Annotated in this window: 17 protein-coding genes; 9 read left to right on the top strand and 8 right to left on the bottom strand. The window is 39.1% G+C overall.

The features are described 5' to 3' along the window. Positions 1-106: 106 nt before the first annotated feature. From ACTB00_RS06690 to ACTB00_RS06675, 4 genes are read left to right on the top strand one after another with little or no spacing between them, the layout of a single operon-like run. Positions 107-1,594, top strand: coding sequence for a contractile injection system tape measure protein (locus ACTB00_RS06690; protein WP_463299138.1), 1,488 nt, complete (start codon positions 107-109; stop codon positions 1,592-1,594). After that, complete coding sequence (locus tag ACTB00_RS06685; protein ID WP_463299137.1) at positions 1,588-2,940, top strand: ATP-binding protein; 1,353 nt, start codon at positions 1,588-1,590, stop codon at positions 2,938-2,940. Before ACTB00_RS06690 ends, ACTB00_RS06685 begins: the two co-directional genes overlap by 7 nt. An 18-nt stretch (positions 2,941-2,958) precedes the next feature. Then, entirely contained in the window at positions 2,959-4,596 is a 1,638-nt protein-coding gene (locus tag ACTB00_RS06680) for an eCIS core domain-containing protein (protein WP_463299136.1), read from the top strand. A gap of 25 nt (positions 4,597-4,621) precedes the next feature. Continuing rightward, on the top strand, positions 4,622-5,320 hold the full coding sequence (locus tag ACTB00_RS06675) for a CBS domain-containing protein (RefSeq protein ID WP_463299135.1): 699 nt from the start codon (positions 4,622-4,624) through the stop codon (positions 5,318-5,320). Between the two features lie 132 nt (positions 5,321-5,452). Here ACTB00_RS06675 and ACTB00_RS06670 read toward each other — a convergent pair whose 3' ends face one another. Continuing rightward, positions 5,453-6,769 (bottom strand): alpha-L-fucosidase, encoded by a 1,317-nt coding sequence (locus ACTB00_RS06670; RefSeq protein ID WP_463299134.1) that lies wholly within the window; start codon positions 6,767-6,769, stop codon positions 5,453-5,455. A 584-nt stretch (positions 6,770-7,353) separates the two neighbouring features. Here ACTB00_RS06670 and folE point away from each other — a divergent pair. From folE to ftcD, 4 genes are all read left to right on the top strand, one after another. Next, positions 7,354-8,091 carry a GTP cyclohydrolase I FolE gene (folE, locus tag ACTB00_RS06665; RefSeq protein ID WP_463299133.1) on the top strand — a complete coding sequence of 246 codons (738 nt, stop codon included), beginning with the start codon at positions 7,354-7,356 and terminating at the stop codon, positions 8,089-8,091. Positions 8,092-8,235: 144 nt separating this feature from the next. Continuing rightward, positions 8,236-8,589: a T9SS type A sorting domain-containing protein gene (locus ACTB00_RS06660; RefSeq protein ID WP_463299132.1), complete on the top strand. Its 354-nt coding sequence runs from the start codon at positions 8,236-8,238 to the stop codon at positions 8,587-8,589. Positions 8,590-8,941: 352 nt separating this feature from the next. Beyond that, positions 8,942-10,192 carry an imidazolonepropionase gene (hutI, locus tag ACTB00_RS06655; RefSeq protein ID WP_463299131.1) on the top strand — a complete coding sequence of 417 codons (1,251 nt, stop codon included), beginning with the start codon at positions 8,942-8,944 and terminating at the stop codon, positions 10,190-10,192. Between the two features lie 76 nt (positions 10,193-10,268). Then, positions 10,269-11,315 (top strand): glutamate formimidoyltransferase, encoded by a 1,047-nt coding sequence (ftcD, locus tag ACTB00_RS06650; RefSeq protein ID WP_463299130.1) that lies wholly within the window; start codon positions 10,269-10,271, stop codon positions 11,313-11,315. A gap of 98 nt (positions 11,316-11,413) precedes the next feature. On the opposite strand, the gene ACTB00_RS06645 is transcribed toward ftcD, so the two are convergent. Both ACTB00_RS06645 and ACTB00_RS06640 read right to left on the bottom strand, forming a co-directional pair. Further along, on the bottom strand, positions 11,414-12,280 hold the full coding sequence (locus ACTB00_RS06645) for a transglutaminase-like domain-containing protein (protein WP_463299129.1): 867 nt from the start codon (positions 12,278-12,280) through the stop codon (positions 11,414-11,416). A 6-nt stretch (positions 12,281-12,286) separates the two neighbouring features. After that, positions 12,287-13,162 (bottom strand): nucleoside phosphorylase, encoded by an 876-nt coding sequence (locus ACTB00_RS06640; RefSeq protein ID WP_463299128.1) that lies wholly within the window; start codon positions 13,160-13,162, stop codon positions 12,287-12,289. Positions 13,163-13,336: 174 nt separating this feature from the next. On the opposite strand from ACTB00_RS06640, the gene ACTB00_RS06635 reads away from it, so the two are divergent. Next, the gene (locus tag ACTB00_RS06635) at positions 13,337-14,155 is read left to right on the top strand and encodes a prohibitin family protein (RefSeq protein ID WP_463299127.1); all 819 of its coding nucleotides are present in this window, start codon (positions 13,337-13,339) and stop codon (positions 14,153-14,155) included. 89 nt (positions 14,156-14,244) lie between these two features. Here the strand turns inward: ACTB00_RS06635 and ACTB00_RS06630 are convergent, their stop codons facing one another. The 5 genes from ACTB00_RS06630 to ACTB00_RS06610 form a co-directional block, all read right to left on the bottom strand. Beyond that, entirely contained in the window at positions 14,245-15,483 is a 1,239-nt protein-coding gene (locus tag ACTB00_RS06630) for a PQQ-binding-like beta-propeller repeat protein (protein WP_463299126.1), read from the bottom strand. A 77-nt stretch (positions 15,484-15,560) separates the two neighbouring features. Continuing rightward, positions 15,561-15,980, bottom strand: coding sequence for a gamma-glutamylcyclotransferase family protein (locus ACTB00_RS06625; protein ID WP_463299125.1), 420 nt, complete (start codon positions 15,978-15,980; stop codon positions 15,561-15,563). 246 nt (positions 15,981-16,226) lie between these two features. Beyond that, entirely contained in the window at positions 16,227-18,254 is a 2,028-nt protein-coding gene (locus ACTB00_RS06620) for an ATP-binding protein (RefSeq protein ID WP_463299124.1), read from the bottom strand. Positions 18,255-18,330: 76 nt separating this feature from the next. Further along, the gene (locus ACTB00_RS06615) at positions 18,331-19,476 is read right to left on the bottom strand and encodes a BT_3928 family protein (protein WP_463299123.1); all 1,146 of its coding nucleotides are present in this window, start codon (positions 19,474-19,476) and stop codon (positions 18,331-18,333) included. 9 nt (positions 19,477-19,485) lie between these two features. After that, positions 19,486-20,028 carry a DUF1599 domain-containing protein gene (locus tag ACTB00_RS06610; protein ID WP_463299122.1) on the bottom strand — a complete coding sequence of 181 codons (543 nt, stop codon included), beginning with the start codon at positions 20,026-20,028 and terminating at the stop codon, positions 19,486-19,488. Positions 20,029-20,041: the final 13 nt, after the last annotated feature.

Here is a 20,041-nt window from a genome sequence, read left to right as displayed (position 1 = left end):
CGAATAATTTAGTGTCATGTTTTGAGTCTTTAACAATTTGTGATAGAAGCGAAACCGAAAATATCAAATAGGTCCGTGACCTTAATTTAAATACACCCCAGCTAAAATGAAAAAAGAAAAACATCATATAATTCAAGGCCTTCAAGTTGAGATCAATGTTGCCAATGAACGAATTGGGCAGGCTGCAGCCGATCAGACTCAGGATATCATTAAAAATAAGATCATTCCAATTACAGAGAAGGCGTTGAATGAATGGTCCGATGAAAATACACATACCCAGCTGGATCGTCTGGAGATTGATTTGGGAGCCATTCCGTTTGATGATTTGGCGAATGAGATGCCGGATCTATTCGAAACAAAAATTAAGGAAACATTGAAGGGTTTGTTTTCGCAAAGGCAGAAGATTGAAGAAGAATCACTTGTTAATGTTGAGTATCTGCAGGTCTTATTAGATCAACTTATCTTCTTTCTGCAAAAAGGGCACTTCCCATGGCACTTGCATGTTGCGTACAAAAATCCTGACGAGATGGTGTTAGAACTGTTGAATGACGACAGTTCACAGCTGAAAAAACAACTAAAACCACTTTTGACTTTGGATGAGGTGTTGAACCGCTTGGTTCGTTCGCTGCATTCCGATACCATTGATTTGTTTTTAGCCGAAATTGCTTTTTCAGATGCAGCTACACAAGCTATGCTGCTGATTGGGGAGCTGGCACGTTTCAATCACATGCAAAATCTTCATCTTGGTCGGGAGCAAATTGAAGCCGCGGTATATCGACAGGCTATTAAAAGAGCTGCTCTCGGACAGATTGTTTTTACAGGCAAATCGGTGGCGAAAGTTGTTAGCGAGTTGCTCTTGTTTCTTAACTACGATCGAAAACAAATTCCGGGGTATGTCAGGCAATTCTCAATGTTTGCAAAGTCAGAACGGTTTTTAGCGCAATTTGTTGATGTGATTGATGAACTGAAAAAGCAAGGGAAACTGGACGAATTGGATCGACCTGATCCAGCAATTGAGGAAGGTAAGAAAAAGCAAAAGTCCGACGAAAAAGAAACCATGCAAGAACAAGAAAAAGAGCAGGTTGAAGACTCGACTATTTGCAACCTCGACAATGCCGGCTTAGTTCTGCTTTATCCTTATTTAAAACATCTTTTTGAACGATTGAACTGGATGCAAAACAACCAGTTCATAAACGAAAACAGGCGAGCACAAGCCGTATTGTTGACCGACTATTTGGTTTATGGTGAGCAGGACTTTGTTTCGGAGCATAAGTTGGTATTAAATAAAATTTTGTGCGGGATGCAGCCAAGGGAGTCTTTAAATCCTTTGGTTGAAATCGGTGAGCAGGAAAAAAAGGAAGCTGATGAGCTTCTGATTGCAGCGATTGAACATTGGAGCATTTTAAAAAATACGTCAGCAGATGGATATCGCTATTCTTTTTTGAAACGAGACGGCGTGCTGAAATTTGTAAATGAAAGCTGGCAGTTGAACATTGAACGTAAAAGCTACGATATGTTGTTAGAATCGTTGCCTTATACAATCAGCATTATTCAACTGCCTTGGATGACTAATAAACTGAAAGTAGAATGGTAATGGAAAGTATCATCAATAATGCGATGTCGCTTGAACAAGACTTGAAATGGTTTTCAAAGGTTTTGGAGGTTCGAATGAAACTCTACTTTGATCAGGAGAGCTCTGTGTCATCAGTTTACGATATTAAGCCACCTGCCTTTAAGAATGAAGAATCCATATATGCTGATTTTATTATATATTACAATTTGTCATTTGCTGAACGGATTTTGCTTTTGCTAGCCTTAATTCCGCATGTAAAACCCGAATTGCTTGATCCTTTGCTTGTGGTTAATCAAACGACCAATCGGGGATGGACAGAATTTGGCGGCATCAAAGGGAAGAATCATGGCGGGATTTTGCCAACGGGTGAAACCTTTGTGTTTATTATGACCGGTGGTGTTTTGCAGGAGCGTTTTGCTTTGTCGGAAGCATTCAGTAGCGAACATATTTTTGCGAAGCACCAAATATTGAAACTGGAATCAGCCCCGGAAGGAGAGCCTTTTTTGTCCGGGATTATTCAAATTTCAGGTGATATTCTTGATCATTTAACACGTGGTGAAATTCATCGTCCTATGATGAGCTCAAAGTTCCCTGCCAAGCTGATTACAACAGAGCGGGAGTGGACCGATCTCGTTGTTGATGAGAAGACTTTTCATCAAATTGAAGAGATAAAAACCTGGCTTGAATATGGCAACGCTTTGCTTTACGAATGGGACATGAGCAAGAAGCTTCGTAAAGGCTACCGCTGCTTGTTTCATGGCCCTTCAGGAACCGGAAAAACAATGACTGCCTGCTTGTTGGGAAAAGATACAAACCGCGATGTTTACCGAATTGATTTGTCGATGGTTGTTTCTAAATACATTGGTGAAACCGAGAAAAATCTGTCATCTGTTTTCAATCAGGCTGAAAATAGAAACTGGATTCTGTTTTTTGATGAGGCCGATGCCCTTTTTGGCAAACGCACCAGTGTATCGGATGCACACGACCGCTATGCCAATCAGGAAGTTTCATACCTGCTGCAACGTATTGAAGATTATAATGGCTTGGTTTTATTGGCTTCAAACCAGAAAGAAAATATGGATGAAGCCTTTACCCGACGTTTTGATAATATCATCAATTTCACTTTGCCGCGACCTGATCAGCGGTTGGAAATATGGAAAAATGCCTTTGCCGAAAAATCAACTTTGGCGAATGATATTTCGCTAAAAGACATTGCTAAAGGTTACGAACTGTCAGGCGGGGCGATTATGAATGCAGTTGGCTATGCATCGCTGATGACTTTAAAGAAGAACTCACAGGAGATTTCGAGAAACGACTTGCTAACTGGTGTTCGGAAGGAATACCAGAAAGAAGGCCGAACCATTTAACGCTAAAAACAAATTAGTATGAACACAACCAAAGCAAAAAAACAAGAATCGAAAGATAAAAATGTAAGCCGATCGGTCGCCGATTCGGTTGTTGTTGTTGTTCAACCCAAAATGAAAGTTGGAACACCGGGAGACCGATATGAAAATGAAGCCGATCGTGTTGCTGATCAGGTGGTGACCGGACCGGAACCATCGATTCAAAAACAGGAAGAGGAAGAGGCGGTGCAAATGTCGCCAATCAAGGCCGCATCGGTTTCTCCGGTTCAGGCTTGCTCGTGCGACCAGGAAGATTCGTTGCAAAAAAAAGGAGTAAATCAGTCGGCAAGTGTGGCCTCACCATGGCTCGAGCAGCAAATTAACAACTCAAAAAGTGGGGGAGAAGCGCTACCAAAAAATACGAGGTCATTTATGGAAACTCGATTTGGTCATGATTTTAGCGGGGTGCGTGTCCATCATGATTCTAGTGCTGCAACCATGAGTTCGAACATACAGGCAAAAGCATTTACCAATCGAAATCATGTCTATTTCAACCAAGGGTATTATTCTCCCGAAACCAACTCGGGTAAAAAGCTAATTGCCCATGAGTTAACTCATACGATTCAGCAAGGAGCCAGTCAAAAATCGGATACCGTTCAGCGTGATTTGGCAGTTGCTCCTACAACTCCCGATGCAGAGGTTATTCCATTAACACCTGAGCAGGTTAGTGCAGCCTTGCATTATAATTTAAATCGATTTGCGAACGAAGATGAATTAAAGGTAATTCGAGATGTGATTGGACTTTCTCCGGAGGCTGAACATTTGATTGACGAAGAATTTGTGAGAAGCGTCGGAAGATGGCAGGCTTCGCATGGACTGGGGCAGGATGGTAAGCTTGGACCCAATACCGTTGCTACACTGGTTGCCGAGTATCAGGCAGAAAGTACTCTTGCTCCTGATATGGCTGAGCGTGGCCGTCGGCTAGATATTAGAACCAAGAGTAATGAGCGGCGAAATAACATTGACGTGGGTGGACATAGCGATTTGTTTGATGCGATTTTAAGCCATAAAAATGCGATGCTGACTCTTCTGATGCGGATCAATTTTCGGTTTCACCCCGATAGCTCTGGCACAAATCTGACTAACAATGAACAGGATACTTTTATCACTCGTTTCCGGCGAGATGTACGTCGTGTGTGGTCGTTTATGTATGCGCTTGTGCCAGCGGGCAGAAACCTGCTTCGCAACTACCTGGATACCTATTATGCCAATATTCGAGTGGTCAATACTGCAACCAATCCGCACTATGTGGCTCATATTACAAGAACTGCAAATGCGTACAGCAATACCAACCCGCCGGGAGCTGCAATAGGGAATGGTGGACCTGCAGCTGACAATGACAATGGCTGGCTTCGATTGGGAAGCCGTGATGTAGGTCTATTTAGAGGGCAGTCTCGCGGAGGTTTTCCTATGCGGCAATATACATCTGCTCATGAATTTGGTCATATGATGGGCTTACCGCATATTCATTGCAATACAAACTCCAATGCGTGCTATGGAACGACCCGAGCGGAGCGTGCCAATATTATGGGCTTAAATAATACGGTAACACCGAGCAATTATTTACCATTTACGACAGCCATGCGTGTAATTACCGGTTCAAACTGGCGAGCCAGATAATCATTTAACTTTTAGAATAAACGATATGAAGGAATGGATTCCTTTTTTGCAACAGTTGATTTGGCCTGTGTTTATTGTGCTTTTGTTAATTGTATTTAAAGGTAAATTAGAGGGGCTATACAAAATGGCTACCGAAGGCCGAGAGATTGAAATTGCTGGCGTGCTTAAGATTGGTCAGGCTATTAAAGAAACGGAAATTAAGCAATTCGCAACCGGCGACCTTAGTATTGATGCGATGGAAGGAGATGAGTTTGCTATTGAAAAAGGAAGTTGGGAAATGCTCAATCAGTTACAAGAAAAATTACGTAACTCCGAATTGAATTCCATTGACGTGATGATTCTTCGACCCGATAAATACTATTTCAAAAACCTGCTACTTCGGTATGTTGGTACGCTGGGAATCAAACAACTCATTTTTGTTGATAGCAGTGGTAATTTTGATGGGTGGATTGAAAGCAGCATCTTTTCGGGGCAAATATTGGCTAACGAGCAGCAGGAATATAAATATGAACAGCTGAAAGAATTTTTGGCCGGCATTCATCACGAAACCATTCAACCAAATGACAATACCGGCGATGTTCTTGAAAAAATGAGAAAATATAAACAGGAGTATATGCCTGTGATCGATCAGAAAAAGTACAAGTACTTTGTGAATAAATCGGATATTTTAACAGCACTCGTATCAGCAGCCGTAACCCAGGATAAAGAAGTCATCGAAAACTAAATTGAATATAGAATTCCTGAAATTAAGATATGGACTATGAAAAAGCCGGTTATTCGGCCGGCTTTTATTCCTGAAAATTTGAGATGTTTAAAATGAATATCCGTGGGTTTACACGCGGACAAACCTTCTATTTTATATTTCCACTTTCAGAATGGTATCAGTATCGTTTCGTTTGTCATAAGGGATGTGTAGCAGCGTACCAAAATCTGTAATTTTATAGTTAACTTTTGAATCATCGTCAAAAAATGTGATGGCCTTGATTTTTGTTTCAACGTTTGGAATCAAAAGGTTTTCTTCGGCCAATTGCAATACATGCAAATAGATAGTATTTCCTTTTTGAGTTGTTGCTCCCCATTTTAGCGGTTTTATTGGCCCTTTCCGAGTGCCGTAAATTGATTTTCCATATTTTTCCATCCAGTCACCGATCACCATCAACGTGTCAATGTTTTCAGGTTGTATTTTACCGTTGGGCATCGGTCCGGTATTTAATAGAAAGTTTGCGCCATATCCGGCAGCTTTTACCATGGTTTGAATGAGTTGTTTGGATGATTTATAATTTTGGTCTTTAATATTAAATCCCCAGCTGCCATTCATGGTTTCGCACATTTCAATGGGCAATTCAGAAATTGTATTCGTTTGGTTGAAACCCATGGTATTTTCTCCCGGCAAATCGCGTTCAAACATCTGAAAATCTTCTCCCGGAATCGGCTCTTTATGATGGTTGCTTCCAACCATTGCACCTGGTTGAAGCTTATGAATTAGTCCGTATGTCTCATCTAACTGCCAGTCTGCATTCGGCTTGTCCCACATGCCATCAAACCAAATACCACCGATTTCACCATAGTTTGTCAGCAACTCGGTAAGCTGAGTGTTCATATAATCGATATATTCGCTCCATTCTCCTTGTTTCGGTCTGCCTGTGAAGTCTTGACCGGTACGACCTCTTGGATAATAATCAGGATGATGCCAGTCGAGTTGTGAGTAATAGATGAATAGCTTTATGCCTTGCTTGTCACATTCTTCTTTTAGTTGCTTCAGAACATCTTTACCATAAGGAGTCTGGTCTACGATATTATAGTCGCTTATTTTAGAAGCGTACATGGCAAATCCATCATGGTGTTTGCTGGTGATTGTAATATACTTCATTCCTGCCTTTTTAACCATAGACACCCATTCGGCAGGATCAAATTGCACCGGATTGAAAAAGGATGGCAGTTTTTTATATTGCTGAATTGGAATTTTCTTTTGGTTCATAATCCATTCGGCAATTCCATGATCGCCACCACCAGCCATCACCGAGTATACTCCCCAATGTATAAACAGCCCGAATTTAGCATCTTGAAACCATTCTCTATTTGCTACGTTTTCTTTGCTTGGCGTATAATTCGTTTGTGCGGAGACCACCGTTGATAAAAATACGAGTAATAATAAAACATTTAGTTTTTTCATGATTTAGTTTAGTTTAGTTTAGTTTGCTGTGCTGTATTGTGCTGTTAAAGTTATAAGAATAATTCGATTTTAGCTAGATTTCAATTCGGTGTTTTATAGCAGATATGTGTCTTCCCAATACTCAATGGAAGTGCATTCAGGATCTTTTAAGCAAACAAATTTTTCTTCAGGATAAACTCTGGTTTTTTTATTTCAATACCATTGTCTTGGATTGACTTCGACTGTGTAGTCGAGATTATTTACCCTTAAGTTAATGGAAAGCGACCGATTGTCAGGAATCGAATGTTTTAATTTTATGAAGGAGAATACTAAATAGGCTTTTCGCTTTTTTCTGGCTTAATGTAAAAAACGAATAATATCGAGCATTGTACTCTTTCGTGTATTCATAATCGATTCCGAGTTTGTTTGATACCAATTGGTATACTCTTCCGAAAGAGTTTTAGTAAAAGATTATTCGGGGTTGTAATTATTTTGTAAGCATTTGAATATGAGCAAGAAATGTGTTTTGTTTAAAAAATACACATAATTATTAAACAAACATACTGTTTGCTTGTTGGTTAAACATGAAAACATTCGGAGGATAGATGATGAAAGTAAAGGGTTTTGTTAAAACAAGTCAGCCGTCGCAATTAGTGAATGGTGGAACAAATGGGAGCTCTGTCAGTAATTTTGTAGATCATGATATCATAGGAGATAACCATGTTGCAACTTCAGTAGATACGCCATTGCGTGATGATGCATTTATGAAAAGCGATGAGCAAAAGATGGCAGTCATTGAAGATAAGTTCCGTGACATAATGAATGCACTTGGACTCGATTTGAATGATGATAGTTTGAAAGGAACTCCCGGGCGTGTCGCCAAAATGTACGTTAAGGAAATCTTTAACGGACTACATCCTGAAAACAAACCTAAGATTTCAGTTTTCGAAAATAAGTTTCAGTATGGCGAAATGCTAGTCGAAAAGAATATTAATCTGAATTCGACCTGTGAACATCATTTCCTTCCAATTGTAGGGAAGGCTCACGTTGCTTACGTTTCTAGTGGGCAGGTAATCGGCTTATCAAAAATAAACCGCATTGTCGATTATTTCGCCAGACGTCCACAGGTGCAGGAGCGCTTAACGGTTCAAATTGCAAGTGAATTGAAACGGATTTTAAAAACAGATGATGTGGCCGTTTTGATAGATGCCAAACATATGTGTGTTTCATCGAGAGGTATTGAGGATGAAAGTAGTTCAACTGTTACTGCTGAGTACGGTGGCATATTTAAGCAACAAGACCGAAAGGACGAATTTCTCAAATATATTTCACTTGGGAAGTAGCTAGTTTTGCGCTATTCAGATTAACCTCTCAATTTGTCTTGGGAGGTTTTTTTATTCTTTGACTTGATTAATATTTATTAAGAAAGTTTGCAGCTTTTTGGAACAATTCTTGTCATTGTTATAAACAAGAAAACAAGAATTACCATGAAAAAAAGGATACTTTCAATTATACTAATCTCATTTTTAACACTTCCTATCGCTTTTGGTGCCAGAGCGGCCGAACAGCAAGTTGATAATAAGTCTTATCTAATCGAGAAAATTTATCCAAATCCGGTAAAAGACTTTGTTTATGTTGAGCTTTCTTCTAAAGAATATTCAATCGTTCAGTTTGATTTGATTGATATTCTTGGAAATAAAGTCAAGATTTGGAAGAAAGTTGAACTAGTTCCGGGAAGTCAGCGTATCCGGCTAGAAACAAATGATTTAAATAATGGGTTTTACTTGCTTAGAGCTACGATAGACAAACAAATAATTGTGAAGCGAATTCGCAAGCTCTAAATTACATTAGTTGTTGCTTGTCTTATTTTTTCCAATTCTTCAATAAGTCCGTCGATCCAGCTAAAACAAACGGTATCTTCCAACGAATTACGAAAAGTTATTGATGATTTGCCTATTTCGTTTTGTAGTAATTAAACGATACGACACTTGCTTTTTGATGGTTTTCATAGAACCAGTTTTGTCATTCTTCAATGTGTGTTGCATAAAATGTTTCCATAATTTCGATCCATTGTTAGGTGTAAGGGGGATCTTTCAACTTGAATTACAAATTGACTGGAATTTGTAGGATAAGTAAAAGTTTATTTCAACGTCATTTTTTACTAACTTGTATATAAAACGTCAGAATTTAGCGATGAAGTTGATATTGGAAAATATTAAGGAATTGGTGCAGGTTGAAGAAAAATCCAGGGTGCGGGTTGCAGGAAAAGAAATGGCCAAATTAGACGTACTGAAAAATGCTTATTTGGTTGTTGATGATGACCAAATTGAGACTTTCGGATCGATGGATGATTTTAGCGAAGACTTGGTTGATGGTATGGAGTTGATTCTGGAGATTGATTGTTCAGGAAAAATTGTGCTACCCGGTTATTGCGATTCTCATACCCATTTGGTTTTTCCGGCTGGTTGCGAGTATGAATTTGTTAACCGGATCAAGGGCCGAAATTGCGAAGAGAAAGCACGACGGGAGCGAATGATTTTGAATTCGGCTAAAGAAATGGAGCAAGCTTCGGAAGATGATTTATTCGAAGCTGCAACAGTACGCTTGAATGAGATCAAACAAATGGGAACCACTTCGGTGGAGATCAAGAGTGGGTACGGGCTAACTGTAGAGTCGGAGTTGAAAATGTTGCGTGTGATCAGGCAATTGAAAGAAGATAGCCCTTTAGTGATAAAAGCCACATTTCTAGGGGCAAATGCAATACCTCCCGGTTTTATGAATAACCGTCAAAAATATATCAACCTGATTATTCAGGAAATGCTTCCAGAAATTGGTAATGAAGGATTGGCTGATTATATAGATGTATTTTGCGATCAAGGCTTTTTTACTCCTGCAGAAACAACCAGAATTTTAGAAGCAGGCTTGAAGTATAATCTCCAACCCAAAATACATGCGAATGAATTTGGTCTGACCGGAGGGGTGGATATTGCGGTAAACAATCAAGCACTGTCGGTTGATTATTTGACGTATATTGGAGAAAACGAAATTTCTGCTTTGCTTAATTCGGAGACCATGCCGACCATTTTGCCGGGAGCTGCTTTCTTTTTAAACCAAGCTTTATCACCTGCTCGAAAGATGATTGGTGCTGGTTTGCCAATCGCTTTGGCCAGCGATTATAACCCGGTAACTGCACCTTCAGGTAATATGAATTTTATTCAATCATTGGCCTGTATTAACTACTGCATGACACCTGAAGAAGCGCTTAATGCCAGTACCTTGAATTCAGCTTATGCGATGGGCTTAGAAAATAGTGTGGGAAGTATTTGTAAAGGAAAGCAGGCCAATTTGTTAATAACAAAGGAACTTCCATCGTACACAGCTATTCCGTATTATTTTGGAACCAATCCTATTGAAACTGTCATTATCAATGGCGAAATTTATTAGTTTCGAAGAACCAGTTCGTATATATTTGAAGCAAAATTTACGTTAGTAAAGACTCGTGAATAAAAGTTTAAATTTAATGACAAAACTAATAGAATGTGTGCCGAATTTCAGTGAAGGAAGAAATCCAGCCGTAATCAAGCAGATTACAGATGCGATTGAAAGTGTTAGCGGCATTAAACTGCTAAATGTTGATCCAGGGAAAGCTACCAACAGGACTGTTGTGACTTTTGTTGGCAAACCACTTGCAGTGATTGAAGCGGCTTTTCGCGGTATCCAAAAAGCTTCGGAAGTTATTGATATGAGTAAGCAACAGGGGGAGCACCCTCGCTTTGGTGCTACTGATGTTTGTCCACTGGTGCCAATTACGGGTATTTCAATGGGGGAGACTGTTGAGTATGCCTACCAGCTAGCAAAGCGAATTGGCGAAGAGCTGGAAATACCCGTGTTTTGCTATGAGTTCGCAGCACGAAGTGAGGTTCGAAAAAGCCTTGCAAATTGCCGTTTTGGTGAGTATGAAGGATTGCCTGATAAGTTGAAAGATTCAAATTGGCAACCAGACTTTGGTCCCTCAAAACCAAATGTAAATGCTGGAGCCATTGCAGTTGGAGCCCGCAATTTCCTGATTGCTTACAATGTTAATTTGAATACCCGTTCGATAGTAAAGGCTAACGCTATAGCTTCTGATGTGCGGGAGTCTGGCCGCGTAAAGCGTGAGACAGGAAAAATAGTTAAAGATGAAAACGGGAATTCGGTTCGCATCCCGGGAGCATTAAAGAAAGTGCGTGCGATTGGTTGGTACATCGAAGAATATGAGATTGCACAAGTTTCCATGAATTTGATCGACCTTTCAGTAACCCCGATCCATATCGCTTATAGCGAAGTTTGTAAAAGCGCAGAAAGAAGAGGGGTGAGTGTTACTGGTTCCGAGCTAATCGGACTTATTCCATTGCAGGCAATGCTTGATGCCGGTAACTATTTTTTGCGAAACCAAAATCGCACAACTAATATTTCTGATCAAGAGATTGTCGATATGGCAATCAAGTCAATGGGATTAGATGAGCTTGCGCCATTTAATCCACGGGAACGGATCATTGAATATTTATTGGAAGATCGACTGACATAAGAAGAGTTTCACCGGAAACAGTGAACTCTGTATTCCATCCCAATTATGAAGTGATTACGTGTCTTGGTATGACGAGCAACATGAAGCTTTATGCGGTTTTAAAGGAAGTTTGAAATTTGGCGCAAGTCTTTCACTTTATCCTGGTAGCCGAGTGACTCATAGCTTTCGATCAGGCTTTCAAGCAGTTTTTTTATGATGATTTTGTCTTCACAAGCGGCATAAAAATCATCAGCTCCAAATTGCTCGTTTTTGTTTAAAAAATAATCAACTTCTTTCCGCCCTATAATAGCTCCTTTATTTGAAGGGTTGATATAAAAAAGGACGGGCGATTGGTGTTCACTTCCGTGTGCTTTTTGAGCTGCTTCAGCATCAACATAAGCAAGTAAAGGTGTTTTCGGAAAGTTGACGAACTGTACTGGCAAACTCAACTCACGAGCAACCAATGCGTACAAAATAGCGACTGAAATGGCGTTGCCTTTTTTGGTCTCAAGTAGTTGATTGATGTAACTGTTTTGCGGCGAATTGAGGTTGTTGAGATTGACCGAAAATTTGTTGGTGTCGTAGAAAATATGATTTAGGACGGTAATCTTTTCCAGGGAAGTCAGCCTGTTATTAATTTCAAGCCAGACATCATTACTAATTTTCTGAATTTTGGATTTGATGCTTTTCAGCTTCAAATCAGGGTATTGGTAACGGGAAATGAGAAAGAAGCCTTCAAATAAATCAACTTCTTTTTGGTTGTTCCAATTCCATAGTTTCGTTCGGGTTTCGCTGAATTGAATTTGTTGAATCAGGTTTTCAATTCGCATTTGGATTAATTCATCCAAACTTGTCTCCCAAATATGTTCCAATTGCTCAACAATTTTGCTATCCTCACACAACAATTGTTGCTCTACTTCTTCATACACGGCTTCATCCGGATCATCCAACAACGTAATTAAGGCTTGTAATCGATCACTTTTCATAGCATCCTATGAGTTACTTATCTTTTCTAAAACCAATTCAATCAATTTTTCCATATCGGAATGGTAGGATTCATTTGCTTCCTTATTCGTTCGGCTTGCAATAATCAGGCAAACCGTTACAGCCTCATGACCCAGTAGAGCCGAAAGTCCGTAAATAGCAGAGCATTCCATCTCGTAGTTCGTAACCTGAAGTTCTTTGTAGTAAAAGCTCTCTATTTTTTCGTTTAATGATGGATCAATTGTTTTCAGCCTTAGTTCACGGCCTTGGGGGCCATAAAAGCCAGGAGCCGAAATTGTCACACCTTCGTGAAAAACGTTTTTGTCAGAAAATAATCTGAGTAGTAAGGGCGAACAATCTACAACGTAGGGACGTCCCAGTATCGTGTTCCACTCTGTGTGATTAAAAAAATTCTTCTCAAAGTCAATATCTGATATGAGTTCTCGATCTGCATAAAAATTCAGCAATCCGTCGAAGCCAATTGCTTTTTTTGATACTACAAAGGAATTAACCGGCAAATGTTTTTGCATACCACCAGAAGTTCCAATGCGTATAATTTTAAGAGAGTGCTTTTCATCTTTTATTTCACGTTTGTTCAAATCAATATTTACCAATGCGTCAAGTTCGTTTAATACAATGTCGATATTGTCGGTGCCAATTCCTGTAGAAATGACGGTTATCCGTGTGTTGTTGTACTTTCCGGTAGTGGAAACAAATTCTCTGTTTTGAACAGTATATTCAACTTCTGAAAGAAATGACTGAATTGCTTTAACTCGGGATGGATCGCCTACAAGAATCACATAATCAGCTATGTTTTCTGGCTTTAAATGAAGGTGAAAAATACTTCCGTCTTTGTTGATGATTAGTTCTGAAGACCCGATCATACAAGAGTATTTTTTGATTACATGCCAAATCTAAGTAAAAAAAAGATTTTAACAAACCTTTCCACGCTATGAATCAGACTATTTTAATGTTCGGCTTTAATTTGAGCTAAATATTTGAGTCTTTGTTTAAAAACCTTACATTTACCTGAATGACAAATTAAAAATATAGAGCGAATGGATTTCAATTTTAAAAAATCGTATTTAATTATTGTGGGTGTAGTAGTGGTGGTACTTTTATTTTTTGGAAGTAGCATGTTTGTAACCGTTCAACCAGGAGAACGGGCAGTTCTTTTCCGCCCTTTTACTTCGGGATTAGACAAAGAGAATATTTACATACCCGGGTTTCATGTTGTGGCCCCATGGAATACCCTATTTGTATACGATGTAAAGGAACAACAGCGTGAAGAAACAATGGATGTATTGGATAAAAACGGATTGTCGATAAACGTCGATGTTTCGGTTCGTTTCAATCCTACTTATACCAGAATTGGCTATTTACATGAGATTTTTGGCAAGCGTTATATCGATAATCTTATCGTGCCAGAGGTTCGCTCTTCGGTTCGTCAAGTAGCCGGGCGTTACACTGCCGAAGAAATATACTCTACCAAGAGGAGCGAGGTTGAAGCATCAATTATCAATGAAACCAAACAGGTTTTGGAGAATAATGATATTGCCATGCAGGCCTTGCTGATTCGTTCTATCAATCTTCCCGACAAGATTAAACAAGCTATTGAGAAAAAGCTGGAGGAAGAACAGGCTTTTTTAACTTACCAGTATACGCTTGAAACTGCCAAGCAGGAGGCCGAGAAAAGACGGATTGATGCCGAAGGTATTGCACGGTTCAATCGCATTCTAGATGCATCGCTGACTGCCAGTATTTTAAAACAACGAGGCATTGAGGCGACTTTGGATTTAGCCAAATCACCAAATGCTAAAGTGATAGTCGTTGGAAGCACAAAAGATGGATTACCGCTTATTTTGGGTGGAAACTAACAAATAGTAGTTGAGAGAACAAGGAGCCGGCAAGATTTTATCTCGCCGGCTTTTTTATATCGGTTCTGGTTTAAACTTGACTATTTACCTCATGATTTTTTTCTGATATCGTATGCTCCAAGATAGTTGCCATGCCTTATGTATAAAACTCCATGATGAATTACCGGATGAGCAAAATGTTCCTTGGTGCCTTTTTTAATATCAAAAGAGCTAATTAATTCCAGCTTATTAGAAGGGTCGATAAGTGAAAGCTCCCCATTATCAGCGTAAAAATAGATCAGCCCGTCTGCCAATATCGTAATTCCTCGGCCAAGTTTGAGGCTGTCGGTTTTTTCTGCTGTTTCACCGTTTATGCCAACGAGTTGTCGTTTACTGTGGCTGCCTGTATAAAGTTGGTCGTCGAGCTTAATAAAACCACCCATATAGTTGTCGAAATCTGGTGTTTGCCATATTTCATCAATCGAATTTCCATCTTCGCTGATTGCTAGTTTTACGCCTCCATTTCCATCTGCCGCAGAATAATAAATAAAACCGTTGTCAAACAGGATCGTGTTTCCGTGGGTGTCACCTTTTCCCGGGCTTCTGTCGGCAACAGGAGTATTTGTCTGTTCATGCGACCAAAGCAGTTCTCCCGATTGAGCATCAACTGCAAGTAGATGATAGGCTGAAAATGTGGCTAGTATTTTTTTATTATTCCATTCGAAGAGGAGAGGAGAGTTGTAACCGGGGCGTTCTTTAAAACAAGGATGTGACCAAACCAATTCTCCACTATTTCGGTCCAGTGCAATCAAATTATGCTCCTCTCCACCGGGTTGACAATAAACTAGATCCCCGTTAATAACTAGCGATTGCGAATATCCAAAGCGTGGGATCTCGCCGCCAAAGTCGTCGAGCATATTTATTTTCCACAAAACACTGCCGTTTTCCGTTTCAATACAACACAAATCACCAGATCCAGAACAAACATAAATCTGGTCATTCAATAAGCTTGGTGTTCCTCGCGATCCTGGGAAGTTCTTTGTCCATTCTTTACCATAGACTGAACGCCAGATTTCTTTTCCTTGATGATCCAACTTAAACAGGTATCCGAGGCTATCAATTTCTCCGGTTGTATAGACAAATTTATCAGTAATAATAGGGCTGCTGTAGCCATTTCCAATTGATTCAGTTCCCCATATTTCAGCAGGACCAAGCTCCGGCCAACTTTTTAATAAGTTGGTTTCGTGATAGGAGCCTGAACGATTTATTCCGCGCCATTGGGTAACTTTGGGTTTAGGATTACAAGCCAATAGACTGGTTGCAATAATTAGGAAGAAGATTTTTTTCATATGTTTGTAGTTATGACGACAATTAGTTTTTAACTAAGAGTAGCTAAAAACATGTTTTTATTACAACCTATATTGAATTAAGCATTGAGTAGCAGATCGTCGATCCAATTTCTGAAGGACCGAATTTCATTCAACATGCTCGTTCTGTTTTTGGTAGTTCCTACGTCTGAGGATATTCCATTCGCATCATTTTGCGTGTAAACAAAAGCATTTTCAAGGGCTGAATCGCACTCGATCAAAACGGTTTCACGCTCGTAAAAAGGAACATCTTCCCATAGATCCAAAATTTTTAATTCCTCCTCATTAACCTCTACTAATTTTCCACTTACTGTTGATCCTTGATCCGGTTTTACAAACAGATAGCCACTTTCTTGATTTACAAAAAGACTAAAGTTAGACAGACGGCCCGCTTTGTATTTGGGTTTTCGTTTCAATAAACACTCAAAAAATTCAGGATCACCAATTGTTCCGTAAACAAAAAGTTGTGTTTTTTCCATTGGTCGTTTTTAATTGGAAGAAGCTTTTGCAGATAGTGGTTTGTGTACTTCTTTTTAGGTTTTGTTTTTTTATCGATTAAGATTAAATGTAAGAAATTTGGAAAGAAAACAGAGGCGATTGTTCCAGGAAAAGTAAAATTTGATTAATTTCGGGTTGTATTAATAACTTAAACCCCCGCCAAAATCCTTTCTCTCACCTTACCGGCGGGGGATTTTTTTGCAATATGTCGGAAATTACTTGTAGTGTCAGGCTTCGAAAAGCGGAAAGCTTAAATAGAACTCCGATCCTTTACCTTTTTTAGAAATAACATGAATTTTTGAGCCGAGCAATTGCGCAAGAGAATGAGAGATCGCTAGTCCTAAACCGGCACCTTGCTTTAAATTATCGACTTGAGTAAATCGAGAAAATAGAAGTGCCCGGTCCTCTTTGGAAATACCGATGCCAGTATCTTTAACGAAAAGATCAAAATTGCCGGGAATGGATGATTCTCGACACCCTAGTGTAACAATACCTTCAGGCGTATATTTAAATGCATTCGAAATAAAGTTGTTTAATATCTGTTCCAGGCGAGTTTGATCGGTATTGATGATGCAATTGTAATAATCCAACTGAATATCTAGTTTAAAGTCGATCGAAGCAGGACAATCTTCTTTGTGTTGGTCATAGATACTTTTCAGTAAAGGTTTTACTTCGGTTCTTTTTTTTACGATTTCAAGCGAGTTGGTTTCTATTTTCGAAATATCAATAACATCGTTAATGATTGTCAGTAGGGTTTCATTTTGTTTGATGATAATATTGATGAAATCCTGTTTTCTATCTTCTTCAACCTCATTAGACGCAATTAAGTCTGAAAAGCCAATGATTGAGTTCAGTGGGGTTCTTATCTCGTGACTCATATTTGCTAAAAAAGCTGATTTCAGTTTTTCGTTTTTTTCGGCTGTTTCTTTTGCTTTAATTAGCTCTTGTTCATGCAGTTTCTGATTTGTTATCATTTGGATGATTCCGATAGATTTTACAGGAATTTGTTGCTCATTTTTTAAAAGCTGACCGACAAGCCGGACGTAAATTGTTTGATTCAGCTTGTTAATTATCCGGCATTCTTTTTCGATCGTGTCTTTCTGGTCAATTTTCCTAAAAAAATTTATTACATCCTCAAGATCATCAGGATGAATAATACTCTTGATATATTCTGCAGTCAAATATTCTTTTTCTTTGTTTATCCCAGTAAAACTATACACTTCGTCAGACCAGTAAATTTTTCTAGTCTCCAAACTCATTTCCCAGGTTCCCATTTCTCCAACTTCCATTGCTTTGTGCAAATAGGTATCCCGGTCTTTCAGTTCCCGGGTTCTTGTTTTTACTTGTTGTCTTAGCACTGCTATAAAAAGAAAAGCAACACCAAAAAGAGTGATAAATCCGTAGATCAAAAATTGTAACCAGATTGGCAGAACCCAGTGAGATTGCTCGAAAACAGCCCTTTTGTAATCAGTAATTAGTTGATAATATATTGAGTTAGGAATGCTTTTGTATATAGACAGGCGGTGGTCGATCATTTTTCGCAAAGCTTCATTTTTGCCAATTGGGAAAGAATATTTCAACTCGGTGGGGTTAAAATACAGGCCAGAGCTAACCACTTCTGGTGGGAGTTCACCCAACAAATTCGGAGATGGACCTACAATGGCAAACAGTTCTTTCCTCTTCAGCCTGTTTAAGGCTTCGGAATGACTATCGATGTATATCGCTTGTATTTCGATATCGAATTCGTTGATGTAGTCAAGAAAACCAGCGGCATTGTTGTCGTCAACAACCAGTCCTATTTTTTTATTCTCAAGCTGAAGTATATTCTTGAAGTCAGTTTGCTTGTGCATATAGAGCTCGCTCCACATGGTGTACAAATTGGCATCGGTAAAGTCAAGTATTTCTTTTCGCTTAGCCGTTTCCTGTGTGCCCGGCAACACATCAATTTCCCCGGTTTGCACTTTAATGAAAAGCTCATTCCATGATCCATCGACCCATTCAAATTGAATATTTTCATCTTGAGCTATTTTCTCGAACAGTACCAACGGAAATCCTTTTACTTCTCCATTTTGGCCGTGAGACATAAAACCGGGGACATTTGGGAGTCCCACCTTATACAAAGCAGTCTCTTTGGCAAAGGTCGCAATGAAGCCCAAGCACAGGATGAGAATCAATCCGGTTTTGTACAAGCCTTTAATGTTTTTAAAGTGATTTTGGGATGTACCGTTTTTAAGGCTGTAATGGTTTGGGTTCATTTTGCACTATTGATATTATCAAAAGTACAAAATGAACTTGTATTAAAAAAGATGAATATGAGTTTGTTAGAAAAATCTATTTCCCTAGCACTTCGAAGTATTTTAATTGCTTCTCAAATTCTTCAATTGTTGGAAAGTCGTTGTAATGCCATTTATCCAGAATGGTACCATTTTTAATAAGCATTAGCCCTGGGTTTGAACGGATCATTGTTTTTAAGGTAATCTCGTCGGCATTAAACATTTCGAAGGGTAAATCATGTTCGGCAATGTAGGCGTCAATGTTTTCGGGGAGCGAAGAAGTTAATCCTATAAAATTCATCCCTTGGTCATTTGCGTATTGAGCCAGTTCTTTCAGCTGTTCTAAATTAGAAGTGTCGGCGTCATCGAGGTGTTTAGAGATGAAGAAAAAAGTATAATTCTCATCGTAAAGGAAAAAGTCTTTAATGTCTTCTCCTTCTGGTGTTTCTATGAAAAAATTGTGAATTGGAGCTTTGTAGCCTTCCTGTACCAATTTCGTGTCGATTGATTCAAATTCCCAAGTTGTGGAATCTTGCCAGGGGGAATTATCTTCAGTGAACTGCTTTACTTCTCCTGTCTTTTTGTTTTTATAGTACAAGGTGTTTTCATACACATCTATAGGAGCATCGTCGGGTACAGTCATTCCCTCAGGAATATTCACACCAATTTTGTAAGGTCGAAAATCGATAATGGGAAGGTGGTTGTACGAGTAGTCAACTAGATAAGCAAACACCAGTATTGTAGAGATTGCCATCATGGAGGCAATTGGTTTAAAATTTCCGGGATGATGTCGTTTGCGATAGGCAAAAACAATAATTGCGAACGCAAGAAATACGATATTTTTAAAAAAGGTTTCCCAATTGGTTAATATTAATGCATCACCAAAACAACCACAGTCGGTAACCGGATTCGTCAAAGCCAAAATAAAAGTAAGAACCGTGAAAAAAAACATCATCAATACCGCAAGGGTCGAGGTGAGTGAGATAAAAACATTGAAAACCAGCGCAATGCCAATGGCAAATTCTGTTGCCGATAACAAAATACCAAGTGGGAGCGCGAATGACGTTAGGGAATCCATACCCCAGACATTAAAATAATCGGTGAACTTATAAGCCATTCCCCAAGGATCAACGCCTTTTACAAAACCTGAAAAGATAAAAACCAACCCGAGCAGAATTCGGGCAATGTGCCACAATGTTTTCATAAAATTCCTCTATTCTTTATATTCTAGCTTAATTAACGCAAAAACGGCGTAATTGATCATGTCTAAATAATTAGCATCAATTCCTTCCGAGATAATTGTCTTTCCGGCATTATCTTCTATCTGTTTTGTTCGCTTAATCTTCATCAGAATAAGATCGGTAATGGAGCTGATTCGCATTTGACGCCAAGCCTCATCGTAGTCATGGTTTTTGTTTAGCATCAGGTCTTTAGCTTGATTGAAATAATTCAGGTAAAGCTCAAGGGTTTCCTCTTCAGTAAGGTCATCTTTATCGGCAATCCCTTTTTCAAGCTGAACAAGTGCCATGATGCAGTAATTGATAATTCCGATATATTCTGAGCGACTACCTTCATCAACTTTCATGTTTTCCTTCATTTCAATGCTTCGTATTCGCTGAGCTTTGATGAAGATTTGATCAGTCATAGAGCTGGGACGCAAAATACGCCAGGCAACTCCGTAATCTTTCATTTTTTTAACGAAAATATCCTCACAAATTTCAATAATATGATTGTATTGTTCAATGGTTCTTTCCATTTTGTGCATTTAA

Source organism: Sunxiuqinia sp., assembly GCF_055140945.1.
The sequence above is the reverse complement of the archived record's forward strand: the minus strand, read 5'-3'. Positions and strand labels throughout refer to the sequence as shown.

Excerpts from the sequence above, each read along its gene's own strand:
- ACTB00_RS06690 (WP_463299138.1), top strand. The coding sequence starts at position 107 with ATGAAAAAAGAAAAACATCATATAATTCAAGGCCTTCAAGTTGAGATC.
- ACTB00_RS06685 (WP_463299137.1), top strand. The coding sequence starts at position 1,588 with ATGGTAATGGAAAGTATCATCAATAATGCGATGTCGCTTGAACAAGAC.
- ACTB00_RS06680 (WP_463299136.1), top strand. The coding sequence starts at position 2,959 with ATGAACACAACCAAAGCAAAAAAACAAGAATCGAAAGATAAAAATGTA.
- ACTB00_RS06675 (WP_463299135.1), top strand. The coding sequence starts at position 4,622 with ATGAAGGAATGGATTCCTTTTTTGCAACAGTTGATTTGGCCTGTGTTT.
- ACTB00_RS06670 (WP_463299134.1), bottom strand. The coding sequence starts at position 6,769 with ATGAAAAAACTAAATGTTTTATTATTACTCGTATTTTTATCAACGGTG.
- folE (WP_463299133.1), top strand. The coding sequence starts at position 7,354 with ATGATGAAAGTAAAGGGTTTTGTTAAAACAAGTCAGCCGTCGCAATTA.
- ACTB00_RS06660 (WP_463299132.1), top strand. The coding sequence starts at position 8,236 with ATGAAAAAAAGGATACTTTCAATTATACTAATCTCATTTTTAACACTT.
- hutI (WP_463299131.1), top strand. The coding sequence starts at position 8,942 with ATGAAGTTGATATTGGAAAATATTAAGGAATTGGTGCAGGTTGAAGAA.
- ftcD (WP_463299130.1), top strand. The coding sequence starts at position 10,269 with ATGACAAAACTAATAGAATGTGTGCCGAATTTCAGTGAAGGAAGAAAT.
- ACTB00_RS06645 (WP_463299129.1), bottom strand. The coding sequence starts at position 12,280 with ATGAAAAGTGATCGATTACAAGCCTTAATTACGTTGTTGGATGATCCG.
- ACTB00_RS06640 (WP_463299128.1), bottom strand. The coding sequence starts at position 13,162 with ATGATCGGGTCTTCAGAACTAATCATCAACAAAGACGGAAGTATTTTT.
- ACTB00_RS06635 (WP_463299127.1), top strand. The coding sequence starts at position 13,337 with ATGGATTTCAATTTTAAAAAATCGTATTTAATTATTGTGGGTGTAGTA.
- ACTB00_RS06630 (WP_463299126.1), bottom strand. The coding sequence starts at position 15,483 with ATGAAAAAAATCTTCTTCCTAATTATTGCAACCAGTCTATTGGCTTGT.
- ACTB00_RS06625 (WP_463299125.1), bottom strand. The coding sequence starts at position 15,980 with ATGGAAAAAACACAACTTTTTGTTTACGGAACAATTGGTGATCCTGAA.
- ACTB00_RS06620 (WP_463299124.1), bottom strand. The coding sequence starts at position 18,254 with ATGAACCCAAACCATTACAGCCTTAAAAACGGTACATCCCAAAATCAC.
- ACTB00_RS06615 (WP_463299123.1), bottom strand. The coding sequence starts at position 19,476 with ATGAAAACATTGTGGCACATTGCCCGAATTCTGCTCGGGTTGGTTTTT.
- ACTB00_RS06610 (WP_463299122.1), bottom strand. The coding sequence starts at position 20,028 with ATGGAAAGAACCATTGAACAATACAATCATATTATTGAAATTTGTGAG.